14 protein-coding genes are annotated in these 16348 nt (G+C 74.5%); 6 read left to right on the top strand and 8 right to left on the bottom strand.

What is annotated here, in order from left to right; translation table 11 throughout:
• Positions 1 to 37 precede the first annotated feature (37 nt).
• The gene (locus WFH32_RS13605; RefSeq protein WP_191795073.1) at positions 38 to 880 is read left to right on the top strand and encodes a polysaccharide deacetylase family protein; all 843 of its coding nucleotides are present in this window, start codon (positions 38 to 40) and stop codon (positions 878 to 880) included.
• Entirely contained in the window at positions 877 to 1923 is a 1047-nt protein-coding gene (locus WFH32_RS13600) for a glycosyltransferase (protein ID WP_191795072.1), read from the top strand. Before WFH32_RS13605 ends, WFH32_RS13600 begins: the two co-directional genes overlap by 4 nt.
• On the opposite strand, the gene WFH32_RS13595 is transcribed toward WFH32_RS13600, so the two are convergent.
• Positions 1920 to 2945 (bottom strand): glycosyltransferase family 2 protein, encoded by a 1026-nt coding sequence (locus tag WFH32_RS13595; protein WP_191795071.1) that lies wholly within the window; start codon positions 2943 to 2945, stop codon positions 1920 to 1922. The genes WFH32_RS13600 and WFH32_RS13595 overlap by 4 nt on opposite strands.
• Before the next feature lie 78 nt (positions 2946 to 3023).
• Between WFH32_RS13595 and WFH32_RS13590 the strand changes: the two genes are divergently transcribed.
• The 4 genes from WFH32_RS13590 to WFH32_RS13575 are packed head-to-tail and all read left to right on the top strand — an operon-like array spanning position 3024 to position 8828.
• Positions 3024 to 5171, top strand: a complete 2148-nt coding sequence (locus WFH32_RS13590) for a glycosyltransferase (RefSeq protein WP_191795070.1) — start codon at positions 3024 to 3026, stop codon at positions 5169 to 5171.
• Positions 5168 to 6592: an O-antigen ligase family protein gene (locus tag WFH32_RS13585; RefSeq protein ID WP_191795069.1), complete on the top strand. Its 1425-nt coding sequence runs from the start codon at positions 5168 to 5170 to the stop codon at positions 6590 to 6592. The genes WFH32_RS13590 and WFH32_RS13585 overlap by 4 nt, the downstream gene beginning before the upstream one ends.
• Positions 6589 to 7662 carry a glycosyltransferase family 4 protein gene (locus WFH32_RS13580; RefSeq protein WP_336707859.1) on the top strand — a complete coding sequence of 358 codons (1074 nt, stop codon included), beginning with the start codon at positions 6589 to 6591 and terminating at the stop codon, positions 7660 to 7662. Before WFH32_RS13585 ends, WFH32_RS13580 begins: the two co-directional genes overlap by 4 nt.
• Positions 7659 to 8828, top strand: a complete 1170-nt coding sequence (locus tag WFH32_RS13575) for a glycosyltransferase (protein ID WP_318243977.1) — start codon at positions 7659 to 7661, stop codon at positions 8826 to 8828. The genes WFH32_RS13580 and WFH32_RS13575 overlap by 4 nt, the downstream gene beginning before the upstream one ends.
• Here the strand turns inward: WFH32_RS13575 and WFH32_RS13570 are convergent.
• The 7 genes from WFH32_RS13570 to WFH32_RS13540 form a co-directional block, all read right to left on the bottom strand.
• On the bottom strand, positions 8788 to 9990 hold the full coding sequence (locus tag WFH32_RS13570) for a glycosyltransferase (RefSeq protein WP_336707857.1): 1203 nt from the start codon (positions 9988 to 9990) through the stop codon (positions 8788 to 8790). The genes WFH32_RS13575 and WFH32_RS13570 overlap by 41 nt on opposite strands.
• On the bottom strand, positions 9987 to 11894 hold the full coding sequence (locus tag WFH32_RS13565) for a polysaccharide biosynthesis tyrosine autokinase (RefSeq protein ID WP_336707855.1): 1908 nt from the start codon (positions 11892 to 11894) through the stop codon (positions 9987 to 9989). The genes WFH32_RS13570 and WFH32_RS13565 overlap by 4 nt, the downstream gene beginning before the upstream one ends.
• Entirely contained in the window at positions 11891 to 13096 is a 1206-nt protein-coding gene (locus WFH32_RS13560) for a glycosyltransferase (protein WP_191795065.1), read from the bottom strand. Before WFH32_RS13560 ends, WFH32_RS13565 begins: the two co-directional genes overlap by 4 nt.
• A 176-nt stretch (positions 13097 to 13272) precedes the next feature.
• Complete coding sequence (gene pth, locus WFH32_RS13555; RefSeq protein WP_138823097.1) at positions 13273 to 13872, bottom strand: aminoacyl-tRNA hydrolase; 600 nt, start codon at positions 13870 to 13872, stop codon at positions 13273 to 13275.
• 144 nt (positions 13873 to 14016) lie between these two features.
• Complete coding sequence (locus WFH32_RS13550) at positions 14017 to 14619, bottom strand: 50S ribosomal protein L25/general stress protein Ctc (protein ID WP_191795064.1); 603 nt, start codon at positions 14617 to 14619, stop codon at positions 14017 to 14019.
• Positions 14620 to 14909: 290 nt separating this feature from the next.
• Positions 14910 to 15605 (bottom strand): GOLPH3/VPS74 family protein, encoded by a 696-nt coding sequence (locus tag WFH32_RS13545; protein WP_191795063.1) that lies wholly within the window; start codon positions 15603 to 15605, stop codon positions 14910 to 14912.
• A gap of 62 nt (positions 15606 to 15667) precedes the next feature.
• Positions 15668 to 16342 (bottom strand): SIMPL domain-containing protein, encoded by a 675-nt coding sequence (locus WFH32_RS13540; RefSeq protein ID WP_336707853.1) that lies wholly within the window; start codon positions 16340 to 16342, stop codon positions 15668 to 15670.
• Positions 16343 to 16348 lie beyond the last annotated feature (6 nt).

Genomic DNA, 16348 nt, shown 5'->3' with positions numbered 1-16348 from the left:
GCGGGCCCCGTCCCGGACGACCAGAGAGGGTCAGCCGATGTCCGAGTCCCTGCCCGGCGGATCCCGCACCACGGACCGTCGCGCTCCCCGCGGGATCGTGGTCCGTCGCCGCGACATCGAGAGCAGGCCAGCGCCCGTGGGGGGCGGGTTCGCGGAGGTCGCGTACACGCGCCTCCCGCTACCCCGCGCCCTGACGCGCGCGCTCGGCACGTTCTGCGTCAACACGTCGGACCGGGTCGTGTCGATCACGTACGACGACGGCCCGCACCCCGAGCACACGCCTCGCCTGCTCGACCTGCTCGCCGCACGCGGCGAGACCGCGACGTTCTTCGCGCTCGCCCGGCAGGTCCGGGCGCACCCGGAGATCGCCCGCCGGATCCTCGCCGAGGGCCACGAGCTCGCGCTCCACGGGCAGGACCACCGGTCGCTGCTGACGATGGGCGATAGCGAGGCGGTCCGGTACGTGCGGGACGCGAAGGACGAGGTCGAGTCGATCGTCTCGGCGCCCCTCGTCTCGTTCCGGCCCCCGTACGGCGCGCACACGGTCCGTCAGGCGCACGGCATCGCGGGGCTGGGCATGGACGTGCTCATCTGGTCGGGCGACGCGTTCGACTGGGTCGACGACGAGGAGGAGCGGATCGCCGAGCGTGCCCTGTCGACGATCTTCCCCGGGAGCATGCTCCTGCTCCACGACGACCGGGGCGACCCGGAGACGCTCGCTGCCGACGAGGTGTTCCCGGCCTTCGACCGGGCCCGGGTCCTGGGCCTGCTGCTCGATCGTCTCGTGGCCGACGGCTACCGGACCGTGACCGCCCACGACCTGGTGACGACGTACCAGCCCGTCATGAGCATGGCCCGCGAGAGGATGCGTCAGACATGAGCACACCCACCGGTGCGCAGGCCCGCCCGGAGCTCTCGGTGATCATCCCGGCGTACGACGCGGAGGCGACCCTCGGGGTCCAGCTCGGCGCGCTGCTCGCGCAGCGTCCCGCGTGGCCCTGGGAGGTGATCGTGAGCGACAACGGGTCGAGCGACGGGACCCGTCGGCTCGTCCAGGAGTGGACCGGTCGCATGCCCGAGCTCCGGCTCGTCGACGCCTCGGCCCGTCGCGGACCCAGCGCGGCCCGCAACATCGCGGTCGCGCAGGCGAGGTCGCGGGCCCTGGCGTTCTGCGACGCGGACGACATGGTCGCGGACGGCTGGGTCGAGGCGATGCACCGCGCCCTGGCCGAGCACGAGTTCGTCGCGGGCCCGTTCGAGGGGTCCCGGCTCAACGCCGACCTGACGTCGTCGGTCACGTGGACAGCCCAGACGGACCGGTTGACGGTCAAGCCCGGGCTGGAGCAGTTCGTCACGGCGGGCTCGGGCAACATGGGCGTGCGCACGGCGGTCTTCGACGAGGTCGGGGGCTTCTACGAGGGGGCCCGGACCGCGGAGGACGACGACTTCTGCATCCGGGTCCAGCTCGCGGGCCACGACCTGGTGTTCGACCCGGACATCGTGCTGCACGTCCGGCGCCGCGACGGTCTGCGGAACATCGCCCGGCAGTCCTTCGCGTACGGCGCGGGCGAGCGCTGGCTGAGCCACCGGTACGCGCTGCTGTACGCGCAGGCTCCGCGCACGACGGGCGACGACGAGCCGACGGGCGACCACGCACGAGCGGACTCCGCACCGGGGGAGGACACGCTGCCCGCGGGCGTCGTGGGCCGCCTCAGGGGGCTCGCCCGGCGCGGCCGGGTGTTCGCCGTCCGTGGTGGTTCGTTCGTCCGGAAGGCGTTCCGCAAGGCGTCCACGATCCGGCGCCCGGGGGATCTCTCCGACCTGGTGTGGCGGCTGAGCTGGAGCGCCGGGTGGAAGTTCGGGCGGGTCCCGGCGGCTCCGCCGATCGTCCCTCCGCCGAGCTGGCGGCAGGACGCGTCCTAGTCGTTCGTCTCGCCGGGGCCTGCACCCGTCGCCCTGCCTGTCGTCCTGCCAGTCACCCTGCCGACGAGCCGTCGCCCCCGTTCGCGGGCCCAGTCGAGGGGCGCGAGCGGTGCGAACCGCGCAGCCCAGGCGACGTGACCGAGCGCGGCGCGGACCTGACGCTCGGAGAGGTCGGCCCGCGCGGCCCGGGCGGCGCTCCACGCGGCGAAGCGGTCGTTGGCGCGCAGCCGGTCACGGTAGGCCGGGTCGAGATCGGCACGGCCGGCCCGGCCCGCGCTTTCCGCCCGGCGAGCCACGCGGGCCTGCGAGCGCCGCTCGCGCAGGATCACCCGGATGCCCGCGGCGAGGTCGCGGTAGGCCCGCGTCGTGTTGCCGGGGTGGTACCGGTAGTCGACGAGGACCTCGTCGACGAAGACGAACGGCCCGAGCGTCGCGGCCGCGAGGACCAGGTCGAGGTCCTCGCCCTGCCGGTACGCGGGGTCGAACCCGCCCACGGCGTCGAAGGCACCGCGGCGGATCACGAGGTTGGGCAGCATGATCCCCGTCAGGCCGCGGACCACGTCCCGTGCGTCGCGGGCCGGGCGCTGGTCGGCGGCCACGAGCTCCTCGCCCGCCGGGTCGACCGTGCGCATCGCGCAGTAGGAGATCACGGCGTCGGGTCGGGCGGACAGCGCGTCGACCGCGAGGCGCAGCCGGTCGGGATGCCACCGGTCGTCGTCGTCGAGGAACGCGAGGAGCTCGCCGCGGGTGTGCCGGACACCGGTGTTGCGCGCGGTGGAGACGCCCGACGGGTCGAGGCGCAGCACCGTCCCGACGCCAGCCTCCTCGACGAGGCCGCGGATCACGGCCGGGTCGGGCGAGCCGTCGTCGACCACGACCAGCTCGACGTGCGGGTACGTCTGCGCCGCGACCGAGGCCAGCGCCTCGGCCAGGAACGGCCCGCCCCGGTTGGTGGCGACGACGACGCTCACGAGCGGTTCGGCGACGGTCGCGCCCGCGGCGTCAGGACCTCGGTCGGGCACGGCGCTCCTCGGTTCGGTCGGGGTGAATTCGGTGAGATCGCGGGGGCAGGGACCCCTCGCTGGTGGACAATCTCCCACATGAGGATCCTCCGCGTCTCGCACAGCGCCGTGGTCGACGCGTGGCGAGAGCGGGAGCGCGAGCTCCGGGCGACCGGGCTCGACGTCGGACTCCTGTCGGCGCGGGCGTGGGACGAGGGCGGCACGACGGTCCAGCTGACGCCCCGGGCGGGCGAACCCGTCGAGGGCGTCCGGACGTTCGGTTCGCACCCCGCGCTGTTCGTCTACGCCCCGGGCCCGCTCTGGCGCGCCCTGGGCCAGGGGTGGGACGTCCTGGACCTGCACGAGGAGCCGTTCGCGCTCGCGACGGCGGAGATCCTGGCTCTGCGACGGCTCCGCGCCCTCCTGCCGGGACGTCGCCGCCGCCCGGCGCCCCCCTACGTCCTGTACTCGGCGCAGAACATCCCCAAGCGCTACCCCTGGCCGTTCCGTGCCTTCGAGGCCGCGGCCCTGCGTGGCGCGGCCGCTGTGTCGGTCTGCAACGAGGCCGCAGCACGCATCGTCCGCGCGAAGGGCGCGCGGGGCGCGGTCGAGGTGGTCCCGCTGGGCGTGGACCTGTCGGTCTTCTCCCCGGGCGAGGCCGTCTCCCCCGGCCTGTCCGCCCTCCTGCCCGACGGCGTCGCACCCGTCCCCGGTCCGGGTCGCCCCGGGACCGGGCCGGCCGGGGGGCCGGTGCACGTCGGCTACGCGGGGCGCCTCGCCCCGCACAAGGGCGTGGACGTCCTGCTCGCAGCGGCCCGGGACGACGACCGCCTGCACGTGACGCTCGCGGGCGACGGCCCGTCGGCCCGCACGCTCCGCGACCGGGCACGGCCGCTGGGCGACCGGGTCCGGTTCGTCGGACCGCTCGCGGGCGACGACCTGGTCGCGTTCTACCGTTCGCTCGACGTCCTGGCCGTCCCGTCCCTCGACACCCCTGGCTGGATCGAGCAGTTCGGTCGGGTCGCGGTCGAGGCCATGGCGTGCGGCACGCCCGTGGTGGCGAGCGACTCGGGCGCCCTGCCCGACGTCGTGGGCGGCGCGGGCCTGCTCGTGCCCCCCGGTGACGCCGGGGCGCTGCGCGAGGCGCTCGTCCGGGTCGTCGACGAGCCCGGCCTGGCCGAGGCGCTCCGTGCGCAGGGCCTGACGCGCGCCGCCTCGTGCGCCTGGCCCGAGGTCGCACGCCGCTACCTCGCCCTGTACGAGCACGCGACGGCGCACCCCGCGCCCACGACCCCCGCCGGGAACCCGACCCGTGCAGGCGGCGAGCACACCCCGGGAACCGGTGCTCCGCCGTCGGGCGGCGGGCGGCTGCCGCCCGAGGTGGTCCTCGTCGCGTACGGCTCCCCCGACCTGGTGCGCGACGCGCTGGCACCCCTCGTCGGCAAGCTTCCCCTGACCGTCGTGGACAACTCGTCGCTGCCGGAGATCCGGGAGGTCGCCGAGCTCGCGGGCGCCCGCTACCTCGACCCCGGGCGCAACGGCGGGTTCGCCGCGGGCGTCAACCACGCGCTGCGCCACCGCCAGACCCCCGGCTCGGACGTCCTCCTGCTCAACCCGGACGCCGTCGTGAGCCCCGAGGACGTCCTGACCCTCCAGGCCCGGCTCCACGAGGCACCGGACCTCGCGAGCGTAGGCCCGGCGCAGGTGGACGGCGACGGCGAGGCCGCGCGCGTCGTCTGGCCCTACCCGTCCCCGGCCGGGACCTGGATCGAGGCCGTGGGGCTCGGCTCGCTGCGCCGCACCCCGGCCGACCGGTCGTTCGTCATCGGGTCCGTGCTGATGCTCCGGGCCGACGCGCTCGAGCAGGTCGGGCCGTTCGACGAGAGCTTCTTCCTCTACGCCGAGGAGACCGACTGGGCCTACCGGGCGACCCTCCTCGGCAGGCGCCACCTGGCCGTGCCCGAGGTACAGGCGCTGCACCTCGGAGGCGCCACGAGCGGTGACCCGACCCGCCGCGAGACGCACTTCCACGCCTCCCAGGAGCGGTACCTGCGCAAGCACTTCGGCGCGACGGGCTGGCACGCGGCACGCGCGGGTGTCCTCGCGGGCTCGGCCGCGCGAGCCGTCGCGCTCCGGGGCACCGGACGCGACCTGGCCCTGCTCCGGCTCCGGCTGTACGCGCGCGGCCCCCTGTCCGCCGAGGCGGAGATGCTCGCCCGCCCCACCAACCCGGGCCCCACGACGTGATCCGCCGGTCCCTCGCCTGGGCCGCGGGATCGGTCGCGGTCGCCGTGGTCCTGGTCGGGATCGGCCTCCTGGTGCCCGAGTACACCGCGATCTCGGTCGCGGTCGCCGCGCTGGTCCTCGTCGTCGGGATGACGATCTACGAGCCGGCCGCCATGCCGATCCTCGCGATGCCCGCGATGGTGATCGTCCAGCGCGTCGGCGGTGACGCCGTCAACCTCTCGTTGAGCGACTTCGCGCTCTTCGGGGCGTTCTGGTTCGCGCTCTTCTTCACGCAGCGGCCCCTCTCGCGCCCCATGCGCTCGCTCCTGTGGCTCTCGGCGTTCTACCAGGTCGCCACGCTCTTCACCGTCATCGCCAACCCGTACACCGCGAACACCGTCGAGTGGTTCCACGCCTGGCTCTCGGTCGGCGGCGCACTGCTCGTCGGGTGGGCCGTGGGCCGGGCGGGGCGCGCGCGGCTCGGCCTGACGCTGTTCATGATCCCGTGCCTGATCATCGCGGCCCTGACGTGCTTCACGGCCCTGCAGCAGCTCGCCGCCGGCAACACCGGTCCCGTGTACCTGCAGATCCCGTTCCCCATGCACAAGAACTTCGTCGGGTGCGTCCTCGGGAGCGCGGCCCTGCTGGCCTACGCCCGTCCCTGGTGGGTGGGGTGGCCCAAGGCCTTCACCTACCCCGCGTTCTGGCTCTTCGGCCTCGCGATCCTCGCGTCGCAGTCGCGCCAGGCCCTGATCGGTCTCGCGATCGGCGTCGTCCTCATCACCCTGCGCGCGGACCCCGACCGCAAGCGCTCCAAGCTCATCCTGCTCGCCGCGATCCCCGCGGTGTACTTCGTGTGGGCCGCCGTCCAGGAGCAGCTCGCGACCAACGACCAGTTCAACTCGGCCTACCAGCGGCTCACCTGGTACGAGCAGGCCATCGACGTCTGGGAACGCAGCCCGTGGGTCGGCGTCGGGCTGCGCTGGTGGGTCGCGAACCGCACCGAGTACACCTTCCAGCCGCCCAACGCCGAGCTCGAGGTGCTCACGTCGGCCGGGATCGTCGGGCTCGCCGCGTTCATCGTGCTGTTCTTCGGCTCGCTCGTCGTGCTGTGGCGCCTCAACCCGCGCTTCGGGACCCTCGCGTTCTCGGTGCTCCTCATGCGCTTCATCCAGGGACAGTTCGACCTCTTCTGGGTCTCGGTCCAGGTGTCCGTGCCGTTCCTCATCGTGGGGGTCTGCGTGGGCGCCGACGCCTACGCCGAGTCCCGCCGCGCCGCGCGCGAGGAGACCGGCGACACGTTGCCCGTCGACGACCTCCGGTCGGTCGAGGAGATGATCGACGCCACGGGTCCCTCGAAGCACCTGGTGCTCACCCCGTCCGCGATCCCCGCCCCCCAGCCCGAGCCCGTGGGCCGCCACCGGAAGGACCCCACCACGTGAGAGTGCTCCACGTCGTGCACTCCGACGCCTTCGCGGGCGTCGAACGGCACGTCGCCCGGCTGGCGCGCGCACAGTCCGCGCACGGTGACCAGGTCGTCGTGGTCGGCGGCGACGTGCCCCGCATGCGGGCCACCGTCGACGACCCGACCGTGCGGGTCCTGCCTGCGGGATCGCTCGCGCAGGTCGTGCGCACGATCCGCACGACCGCGACGGGCGCCGACGTCCTGCACGCTCACATGACGTCGGCCGAGATCGCGGCCTCGCTCGCGGGCGCGATGCTCCGACGCATGCCGCCCGTCGTCGCCACGCGCCACTTCGCACGGACCCGGGGCAGCGGCCCGGCCACCGGGCTGACCGCCGCGGTCGCCCGCCGACCGGTGCGCGCGCAGATCTCCATCAGCCGGTACGTCGCCGACCACGTCGACGGCGACAGCGTCGTCGTCCACCCCGGGATCGACGACCGCCCCAGCGCCCCGGTCGCGGCCGGCCGCGACCGGGCCGTCCTGCTCGTCCAGCGCCTCGAACCCGAGAAGCGCACCGACCTGGGCGTGCTCGCCTTCGCCGCGTCCCGCCTGCACGACGACGGCTGGCAGCTCCTCGTCGCGGGCGACGGTTCGCAGCGTGCCGTCCTCGAGGCCCTCGTCGCCCGCGAGGGTCTCGCCGGGCACGTCCGGTTCCTCGGCGCCCGGTCCGACGTCGACGACCTCATGCAGCGCGCGGCGGTCCTCCTGGCACCCTGCCCGGTCGAGGGCCTCGGACTCAGCGTCCTGGAAGCCATGTCCAACGCGCTGCCGGTCGTGGCCGCCGGGGCCGGTGGCCACCTGGAGACGCTCGCCGGGCTCGACCCGCTCGCCCTCTACCCGTCGACCGACGTCGACCGGGCGGGCGAGAACCTCGCGGCCCTGGCCCGGTCCGCGTCCCGGCGCGACGCGTTCGGCGAGGCCGCGCGCACGGTCCAGCGGACCCGTTTCACCCCCGAGGCCCAGGTCCAGGGGACGGCAGCGGTGTACCGCGGCGTCGTCCGGCCGGGGGCCAGCCCGCACGACGAGCATCGGAGCCCCACGCCGTGAGAGACCTTCCCCCTGCGGTGCACGAGCTCGTGGTCGTCTCGCTCGAGTCGTGGGACCTCGTGTGGCGACGCAACCAGTACCTCGTGACCGAGCTGCTGCGGGCCGACCCGTCGCTCGTGGTCCTGTTCGTCGAGCCCGCCGCCGACCCGCTGCACGAGGCCCGCCGCGGCTTCCGCCCCCGGGCCGGGCACGGGCTCCGGCGAGCGGAGCCCGTCGAGGGCGTCGGCCCCGACCAGCTGTGGCTCTACCAGCCCACCAAGATCCTGCCGCGCCGCGTCGATCCCCGGGTCGACGCCCGCCTCGCGTCGCTCGTGCGCCGCGCCGCGCGCCGGGTCGGGCTCACGCGCCCCGTGCTGTGGGTCAACGACCCCGCCGCGTCGACCCTGGTCCGGGACACCGACTGGCCGTCGCTGTACGACGTGACCGACGACTGGGTCGCGGCCGACCGCCCGCCCGAGATCCGCCGTCGGCTCCTCGCGGACGAGGCGCACCTCCTCGAGGCGTGCGACGAGGTGACCGTGTGCTCGCCCCACCTCGCCGCGAGCAAGGGCGCGGAACGGGCCGTCACCCTCCTCACCAACGGCGTCGACGTCGACCGCTACCGGCAGCCCAGGGAACGCCCCGCGGACCTGCCCGCCGGACCCGTGGCCCTCTACCTGGGCACCGTCCACCGCGACCGCTTCGACCTCGACCTGGTCGCCCGGACCGCCACGACGACGGCCGAGGCAGGGACGGTCGTGGTCGTCGGGCCCGTGCTCGACCTGACGAGCCAGGAGTACGACGACCTCACCGCCGCGGGCGTGCGGCTCCTCGGCGCGCGCCCCTGGACCGAGGTGCCCGCCTACCTCCAGCACGCGACCGCGCTCCTCGTCCCCCACCTGGTCGACGACTTCACGGACAGCCTCGACCCGCTCAAGCTCTACGAGTACCGGGCCGTGGGGCGACCGGTCGTCGCGACCCCGGTCGCGGGCTTCCGCGACGCCGACGACCCCCGGGTCACGGTCGCCGGGCCCGCGGACTATCCGCAGGCCGTGCGCGACGCGCTCACCGCACCGGCCGCGACCGACACCCACCAGGACGACGACATCCCCACGTGGGACACCCAGGGCCGCGCGATGCGCGACGTCATCGAGCGGGCCTGGCGGCTCGCCGCCACACCTCGCTGACGACCTCCGCGGTGCGCGTCGCCGCGAACCGGTCCTGGGCGACGTCCGCGGCGCGGCGCGCCCTGTCCGCCGCGGCCTCCGGGTCGGCGAGCACTGCCGAGATCCCCCGGGCCAACGACTCGACGTCCCCCGGCTCGACGAGCTCGCCCAGCGGGGCCGGGTCGCCCGGCGTCCCCGCGAGGATCTCCACGACGCCCCCCGCCCGGGTCGCGACGACCGGGACCTCGCGGACCATCGCCTCGACCACGACCTGGCCGAACGGCTCGGGGACGGGAGAGGCGTGCACGCACACGTCGAAACCGTCGAGCTCTGCCGACGGGTCCACGACGAACCCCGCCCAGACGACGCGCTCGGCCACACCGAGCCGCAGCGCCTCGGCGCGGACCTGCTCCGCGTACTCCTGCGCACCGAAGCTCGGCGCGCCCACGACCCGGAAGGTCGCGTCCGGGTGCTCGTCCAGCACGCCGCGCGCCGCGCGCACGAGCTCGAGCTGCCCCTTCGTGGGGCTGATCCTGCCGACCATGCCCACGACCGGCGACCGACCGGCCGACGGGCGCCCGTCCGTGCGCACCTGATCGGCCGCGAACCCCGGGTAGGCCACGGTCGAGCGGCCGGGCAGGGTCGAGGCCGTGGCCTGCGAGTTCACGACCACCTCCCGGGGAAACCGCGTCGAGGCCCAGCGGAAAGCCCTCGCGACCGGCGCCGGGAGGTAGTCGTCGGCGATGCGGTCGTGGACGTGCCAGACGAGCGCGGCCCGCGCGACCCTCGCGGGCACCACGCCGAGCACGTCGGCCTTGAGCGACGTCGTGTGCACGACGTCCGGCCGCAGCGCGCGAACCCGGCGCGAGAGCCGCCACGTGAACGGGACGAGCCGCGCCAGCGAGACGAGCTGGGCGAGCCCCGCCCGCCCCAGCGCGCTCCGCGACGTGGACGCCGTCCCGGGGTCGAGCGGCAGGACCTCGACGACCGCCCCCGCCGCACGCAGCCGAGAGACCAGCGGGCCGTCGGAGAACAGCAGCACGCGCACGTCGACGTCCGGGCCCAGCACCTCGAGGAGCCGGACCAGGGCCAGCTCGGCACCGCCGAGCTCACCCGTGTGGTCGAGGACCAGGACGCGCACCGGTCGGCCGGGCTGCGATCCGCCCGGGCGCCCGGACGTCACCAACGGAATGGCAGCCTGCGCCCTGCGCTGCTACCGCCCTGCTCCGACTCGTCGTTCCTGCGGGCCGGGGCCGTGCGGGGACGCGCCTCGCCCTGCCCTCCGGGAACGGTCGTGATCTTTCCCCACTCCGGTGACAGCAGCGGTCCCTGTCGGGCGCCCGCGTCCCGCCGGGACGCTGGGGTCGCCCCAGGCTCGGCGCCCTGCCCGGCGACCGCGCCGTCGGGGGTCGCCGACCGGGACCCTGTCCGCGCGTCGGACGAGACGTCCGTGACGACGGCCGCCGCCCGCTCCCGGGCTGCGCGCCGGGGCTCGTCGACCTGCTCGACGCCGCCGTCCCCCGGGGTTCCCGCGTCGGGGCGCTCGGCGGCGAGCGCGGGAGCCTGTGCGACCGCGTCGCCTCCCGCCGACCGGGTGCCCTGTCCGTCGTCCTGACGGTCCGGGTCGCCGTAGGTCGAGGCGTAGAGCATGCGCCGGTCGCTCTTGACGCCCGCGAGCGCGATGCCGACGAGGGGCACGTTGTTGATGCGGAGTCGTTCGGAGGCCTCGGCGAGGACGGCCCGGTCGGTCTTTCCCGCGGAGGCGATGAGCACCACGCCCGTCGCGTAGCGTCCGAGGATCGTCGCGTCCGCGGCGGCGAGCACGGGCGGGGCATCGATCACGACCACCTCGGCGTCGTCGCTCAGGTCGGCGATGAGCGTTCCCGCGCGGGTCGTCGCGAGGAAGTCCGCCGGGTCCATCTCCTCCTCGGGGACGGGGAAGACGCCCAGGTTGGGGATGGTCGTGGGGCGCAGCGTGTGCGGGTCGCCCGACCAGCCCTCGGGCGGCGGAAGGACCCGGTCGAGCTGAGGGCGGCGGAGGTCGCCCGAGACCGCGATGGTCCGTCGGCCGCTCAGCGCGAACGACGCCGCGAGGTTGGCCGCGATGAACGTGCGGGGCGCGTGCGGGTCCGCGGCCGTGACGACCACGACGACGCGGTCCGCCTCCGCGAGGGAGACCTGGACGGCGGTCCTGAGCTCGCGGATCGACTCGGTGAAGGGGGTGGCGACCTTGCGCGAGACGGGCAGAGTGTGCGAGTGGCTGTAGTCACGGTCCGACGACCTGACACCGTAGAGCTCAGCCAGCACGGGGGTCTGCGCGAGGCGGGCCGCGTCGGCCGCACCACGCACCCGGACGTCGAGGCCACGACGCGCGAAGGCCAGCCCGATGCCCGCGACGAGCCCGGCCAGGGCCGCGAGGGCGAGCACCGTGCTCCGCCCCAGCCCCAGCGCCTCGGCGCTCGTGGCGGGCGTCTCGACCTCACCGGGGACGGTGATCGCCCGGAGCGTGTTCGCCTGGACCGTGAGCGACGTGTAGTCGGTGACGATGGTCTCCTTCTCGGCGAGAGCGAGCGGGTCGTCCGTGACGACCGAGAGCCGGGCCGTGACGCCCGCGAGCTGCGCGGCGAGCGCCTGCCGCCTCGCGTCGAGCGCCGCGATCTGCGCGTCGCGGAGGACCGTGAGCTGGGCGACGTAGGCGTCGGCGAACGCGTTGGCGACGTCCTGGGACTCCTGCGGGTCGAGGGTCTTCGCACTGATGGCGATCAGGCTCTGGCTCTCGCCGGGGTAGTCGGCCGAGACCTGCGCGGCGAGCGTCGCGGGGTCGCCCGTGTAGCCGAGCGTGGTCGCCGCGGCCTGCACGACGGGGTCGGACGTGACGTCGCTCAGGTCGGTGTCGACCGTGACCTCGACGACCTGCTCCCCGCCCTGCGCCGACTGCACGCCGACGAGCCGCACGGTCGCGGTCGCCTTGTAGACGGTCTCCTGCTGGTTGAGGTAGACGAACGCCCCGCCCACGACCACGAGGACGGCCGCCAGCACGTAGTACTTGCCTGCCCACACCGTGCGGACGAACTCCCGGACTGTCATGAGTCCCTCTCCCCTGAGGTGCTGGCACCGGCGTGCACGAGGCCTCGTTGCTCTTCGACGACCTCGCGGAGCCGCGCGACGAAGCGCGGGAGCGCGAAGGTCTCGACGTGCGAGGTCAGGACGTCATCCTCCCACGGGACGACCGAGGCGTCCTGGACTGCCCGCGCGACGAGCTCGGGCTCGGGGGCGTCGAAGAACGCCCCGGTCACCCCTTCGACGACCGTGTCGAGGTACCCGCCGTCCCGCAGGACCACGGAAGGCCGCCCGAACGCACCCGCCTCGAGCGGGGACAGCCCGTAGTCCTCGTACGAGGCGGCGACGAGCATCGAGCAGCTCCGGTAGAGCCAGCGCAGCTCGGGGTCGTCGACCCGGCCGAGCAGCGTGGTCCCGCCGCCCGTGCCCGACGGCGTGCCCCACCTCCCGGAGACGGGGCGCCCGCGCGCGGCGAGGCCTTCGAGGCGTGCCCGGTCCGGACCGTCCCCCACGATCACGAGGTGGCGTCCGGCGAGGCGGGCCGCCTCGACCAGGACGTCGACGTTCTTGTACGGCAGGAGCCGCGCGACGCACAGCAGGAACCCCGGCTCGATCCCGGGGACCTCGCGCTCGGGCCCGGCGGGCAGCATCGCGGGGGGCGGGGGCAGGATCTCGGCCTCGATGCCGTAGGCCTCGCGGACCGCTCGCTGGGTGACGGTCGAGTTGGCGAGGTAGACGTCGGCGCGTCCTGCGGCCCGCCGGTCCCAGCCGCGCAGGGCCGGGCTCAGCGCGGCGAGCGCCGCGGACGCGACGCCGCTGCGGAGCCGGTCCCCGGTGCTCGCTCCGTCCCGGCCTCCGAGGTAGCGGTCCCGCTGGTAGAGCCACCGGGCCGGCGCGTGGCAGTAGACGACCGTCCGGCGTGCTCCACGGTATCCGTGGGCCCAGCCCGTCGAGCTCGCGAGCAGGACGTCGGCGTCGACCCGCTGCGCCGAGACCGCGGGGGCGAGGAGGGGCAGCGCGAGCCGGTGGTGGCGGCGCAGCGCGCCGACGCGGTCGAGCGCGGACGTCCTCAGGTCGAGCCGGGAGAACTCGGGGAACGTGCCCGCCTGGTCGTAGAGGGTCGTGTACATCGGCGAGCCGGGGAAGGCCTCGGCCAACCACAGGGCCACCCGTTCGGCGCCCCCGCGCTGCGTCGCGTAGTCGTGCGCGAGCGCCACACCCTCGGTCATCGTGCCTCCGTCGTGGGGCAGGAGACGGCCGCCCGCCCAGGTTGGATATCGATCCAGCCTAGGGCGCACGTCCCGGCCACAACGGATGAACCGGACACATCACCCGGGTGAAGTCCGGGCTCGCGGACCACGGCCGCCGGCCCGATGTCGACCGGCAGCGTGCGGCGGCCCGGAGGTCAGGCCTTGGTGTGGAACTTCCCCTGGGCCGCGAGCAGCCCCTCGGTGAGGACCATCTCGACGGCGTCCGCGGCGTCGTCGAGCAGGAACGGCAGCTCCTTGGCCTCCGCACCGGAGAAGTTCTTCAGGACGTAGTCCGCGGTGTCCATGCGCCCCGGGGGGCGACCGACGCCCGCGCGGACGCGGACGTAGTCGCGGGTCCCGAGCGCCTTGGTGATGTCGCGCAGACCGTTGTGGCCACCCTCGCCGCCACCGGACTTGAGCTTGATGTCGCCGAACGGGATGTCCACCTCGTCGTGGACGACGATCACGTGGTCGGGGTCGATCCCGAAGTACTGGGCGAGGCCCGCGACAGGACCACCCGACGTGTTCATGTACGTCGACGGCTTGGCCAGGAGCACCCGGGGCCCCGGGGCTCCGCCCGGCAGCACACCGAGGCGCGCCTCGGCCACGGCGGCGCGCGCCTTGTGCGCGCTGAAGGTCGCGCCGGCCCGCCCGGCCAGGACGTCGAGCACCATGTGGCCGACGTTGTGACGGTTGCCCGCGTAGGTGGGTCCGGGATTCCCGAGCCCGACGACGAGCCACGGCTGGTCGGTCATGTCACCTGGTCCTTCATCGACTTCTGAGGGGGAACGTTCGAGGCGCCCGGCGCCGTACGGCACCGGACGCCTCGAACGTACGTGTCCTGCGGTCCTGCGGACCGGACCCGGCGGAGCGGGGACCGACCCTCAGGAGGGTGAGGCTCAGGCCTCGGCGGGAGCCTCGTCGGCTGCCTCGGCGGCCTCGGCCTCTGCCTCGGCAGCGACCTCGCTGCGCGGCTCGGTGATCGCGACGACCGCGAGCTCGGCGTCGCCGTGGAACACGGAGCCCTTGGGCAGCGTGATCTCGCCGGCGCGGACGATGTGCCCGGCCTCGAGGCCCTCGATCGAGACCTCGACGGCCTCCGGCAGGTGCGTGGCCTCGGCCTCGAGGAGGAGCGTCTGCGACTCGACGACGTGGATCGTGCCGGGAGCGGACTCGCCGACGACGTGCACGTTGACCTCGACCTCGACCTTCTCGCCCTTCTTCACGATGAGGAGGTCGATGTGCTCGACGACGTCCTTGACCGGGTCGCGCTGGACGTCCTTGGCGATCGCGAGGACGGGCTTGCCGTCGAGCTCGATCGAGAAGAGCGCGTTGGACTGCTTGAGGGCCAGCGTCGTCACGTGCCCGGGGAGCGCGATGTGGACGGGGTCCGTGCCGTGCCCGTACAGGACGGCAGGGATCTGGGAAGCGCGACGGATGCGACGGGCGGCACCCTTGCCGAACTCGGTGCGGGCCTCTGCGACAAGCTTGATCTCGGACACGTGAACTCCTGAAGAACGGTTGCGGGCCGACCACCAGTGGGAAGCGATCGGCTGTCCGGCCGGCTGGTTGGCACCGGAGGACGGGGCGGCTGCGTCGGCGCGGGACACATGACGGGCGCACGAGGACGACCGCCCAGTCGATTACGGGGACCCTTCAGGATCCTGCTGACCTTCCGGTGTCTCACCGGCCGTCAGACGTCCCTCGCCGAGGCAACCGAACTACTGTACCCGGGCGCGCCTCGTCAAGGGAAACCCGCGAGTGTCGCAGCTCGTCGGCGGGACGCGCACGGTCAGGACTGCGCGCCCGCGATGACCATCGTCGTGGTGAGCGCCGCGGTCGTGGCCGCCGTGATCTCCTCGACGTAGCGTCGCGTCGCCCCCGCCGCCCAGCTCCCCTCGGCGAGCTCCTTCGCGCGGTGGTCGATCTCGCGCCGCTCGGTCGCCGAGAGCTCGGCACCGGCGGCCATGACCCGACCGGCCTGCTTCGTGGCCGCGAGCATCGCGACGAGCGCGCCCGTCCGCTCGTCGGGGGCGACGCCGTCGCGCAGGACGCGCGTGAGGGTGCGCCGCACCTCGCCCTCGTGGCGCGAGTCCGCGGCGGGCCAGCGCGTCGTCGGGAAGATGCCCAGGATGCGCCCCTCCTCGCGACGCAGCAGGCCGCGCTCGACGAGGCCGTCGAGCGCGGAGTCCGCGGGCTTGGACCGCGACAGCACCTCGACCAGGCTCTTGGGCTTGGAGCCCTCCTTCGACTTGACCGTCGCCAGCGCGTCGTCGAGCAGCGTGCTCCCGGTCGGCGACTGGTCGCGGACCACGACGCGTCCCGAGCGCCACCCCGACGTGTCGCCCGCGAGGTCGACGCGTCCCTTCAGCGCGAGCTCGACGAGCAGCGCACCGGCCGCCACCTGCTGGAGGTACGAGGCGTCACCGACGGGGCGGCCCGTGACGTCGTCCAGCACGAGCAGGAGGTAGTCCTCGATGATGAGCATGCATCCAACCTAGCGGCGCCCAGGGGTCGCAGTCCCTGAGAAATGTCACGATCCTGCGGCGATCAGTCCGCCCACGCCCAGCGCACGGTCACGCTCGCGTCGACCTGCTCGCGCCCCGGGTCGACGGCCATCGCGTCGTACGCGCCCGCCTTGGCGGACATCATGCGGGGCATCGGTGCGGCCCCGCCGCCCTGCTCGCTCACCTCGACGACGGGTCCGAGCGTGCGCCCCGCGAGCACCGCGTACTGCTCGGCCCGCGCCCGCGCGTCGGCGAACGCCTCCTCGCGTGCGGCGACCGCGAGCGGCGCGGGGTCGCTCACCGCGAAGCGCATCGAGTCGAGCCTCGCGACAGCGCCGGCCGCACCGAGCGCGGCCCGCACGAGCTCCCCCGACGACAGGACGTCGCGCACGGTGACCCGCAGCGTCAGGCGAGCGGTGACGGAGAGCGTCGCGGCGCCGTCGGGCTGCTGGGACGACTGCGTCCAGGTGGACGTCTGCGCGGTGCGCAGGTCCTCGGCCGCGACCCCGCCGGCGAGCAGCGCCTCGCGCGCCGCGCGCACCCCGGCGTTCGCGGCGTCGAGCGCCACCTGGACGTCGGCGCCGGACGCCTCGGCGCCGAGCTCGACCACCACGACGTCGGGTACTGCGGACGCGGCCCCCTGCCCGGTGGTGGTCACCCCGGCGAGCGGGTCGAGGAGGGGCTGGGTCGGCTGGGTCGGCTGGGTCGGCTGGGTCACAGCAGA

Origin of the sequence: Oerskovia sp. USHLN155 (assembly GCF_037145535.1) — a bacterium.
Lineage (GTDB): Bacteria > Actinomycetota > Actinomycetes > Actinomycetales > Cellulomonadaceae > Oerskovia > Oerskovia rustica.
Note: the sequence above shows the minus strand (reverse complement) of the source record. Positions and strands in the feature narration are given on the sequence as shown.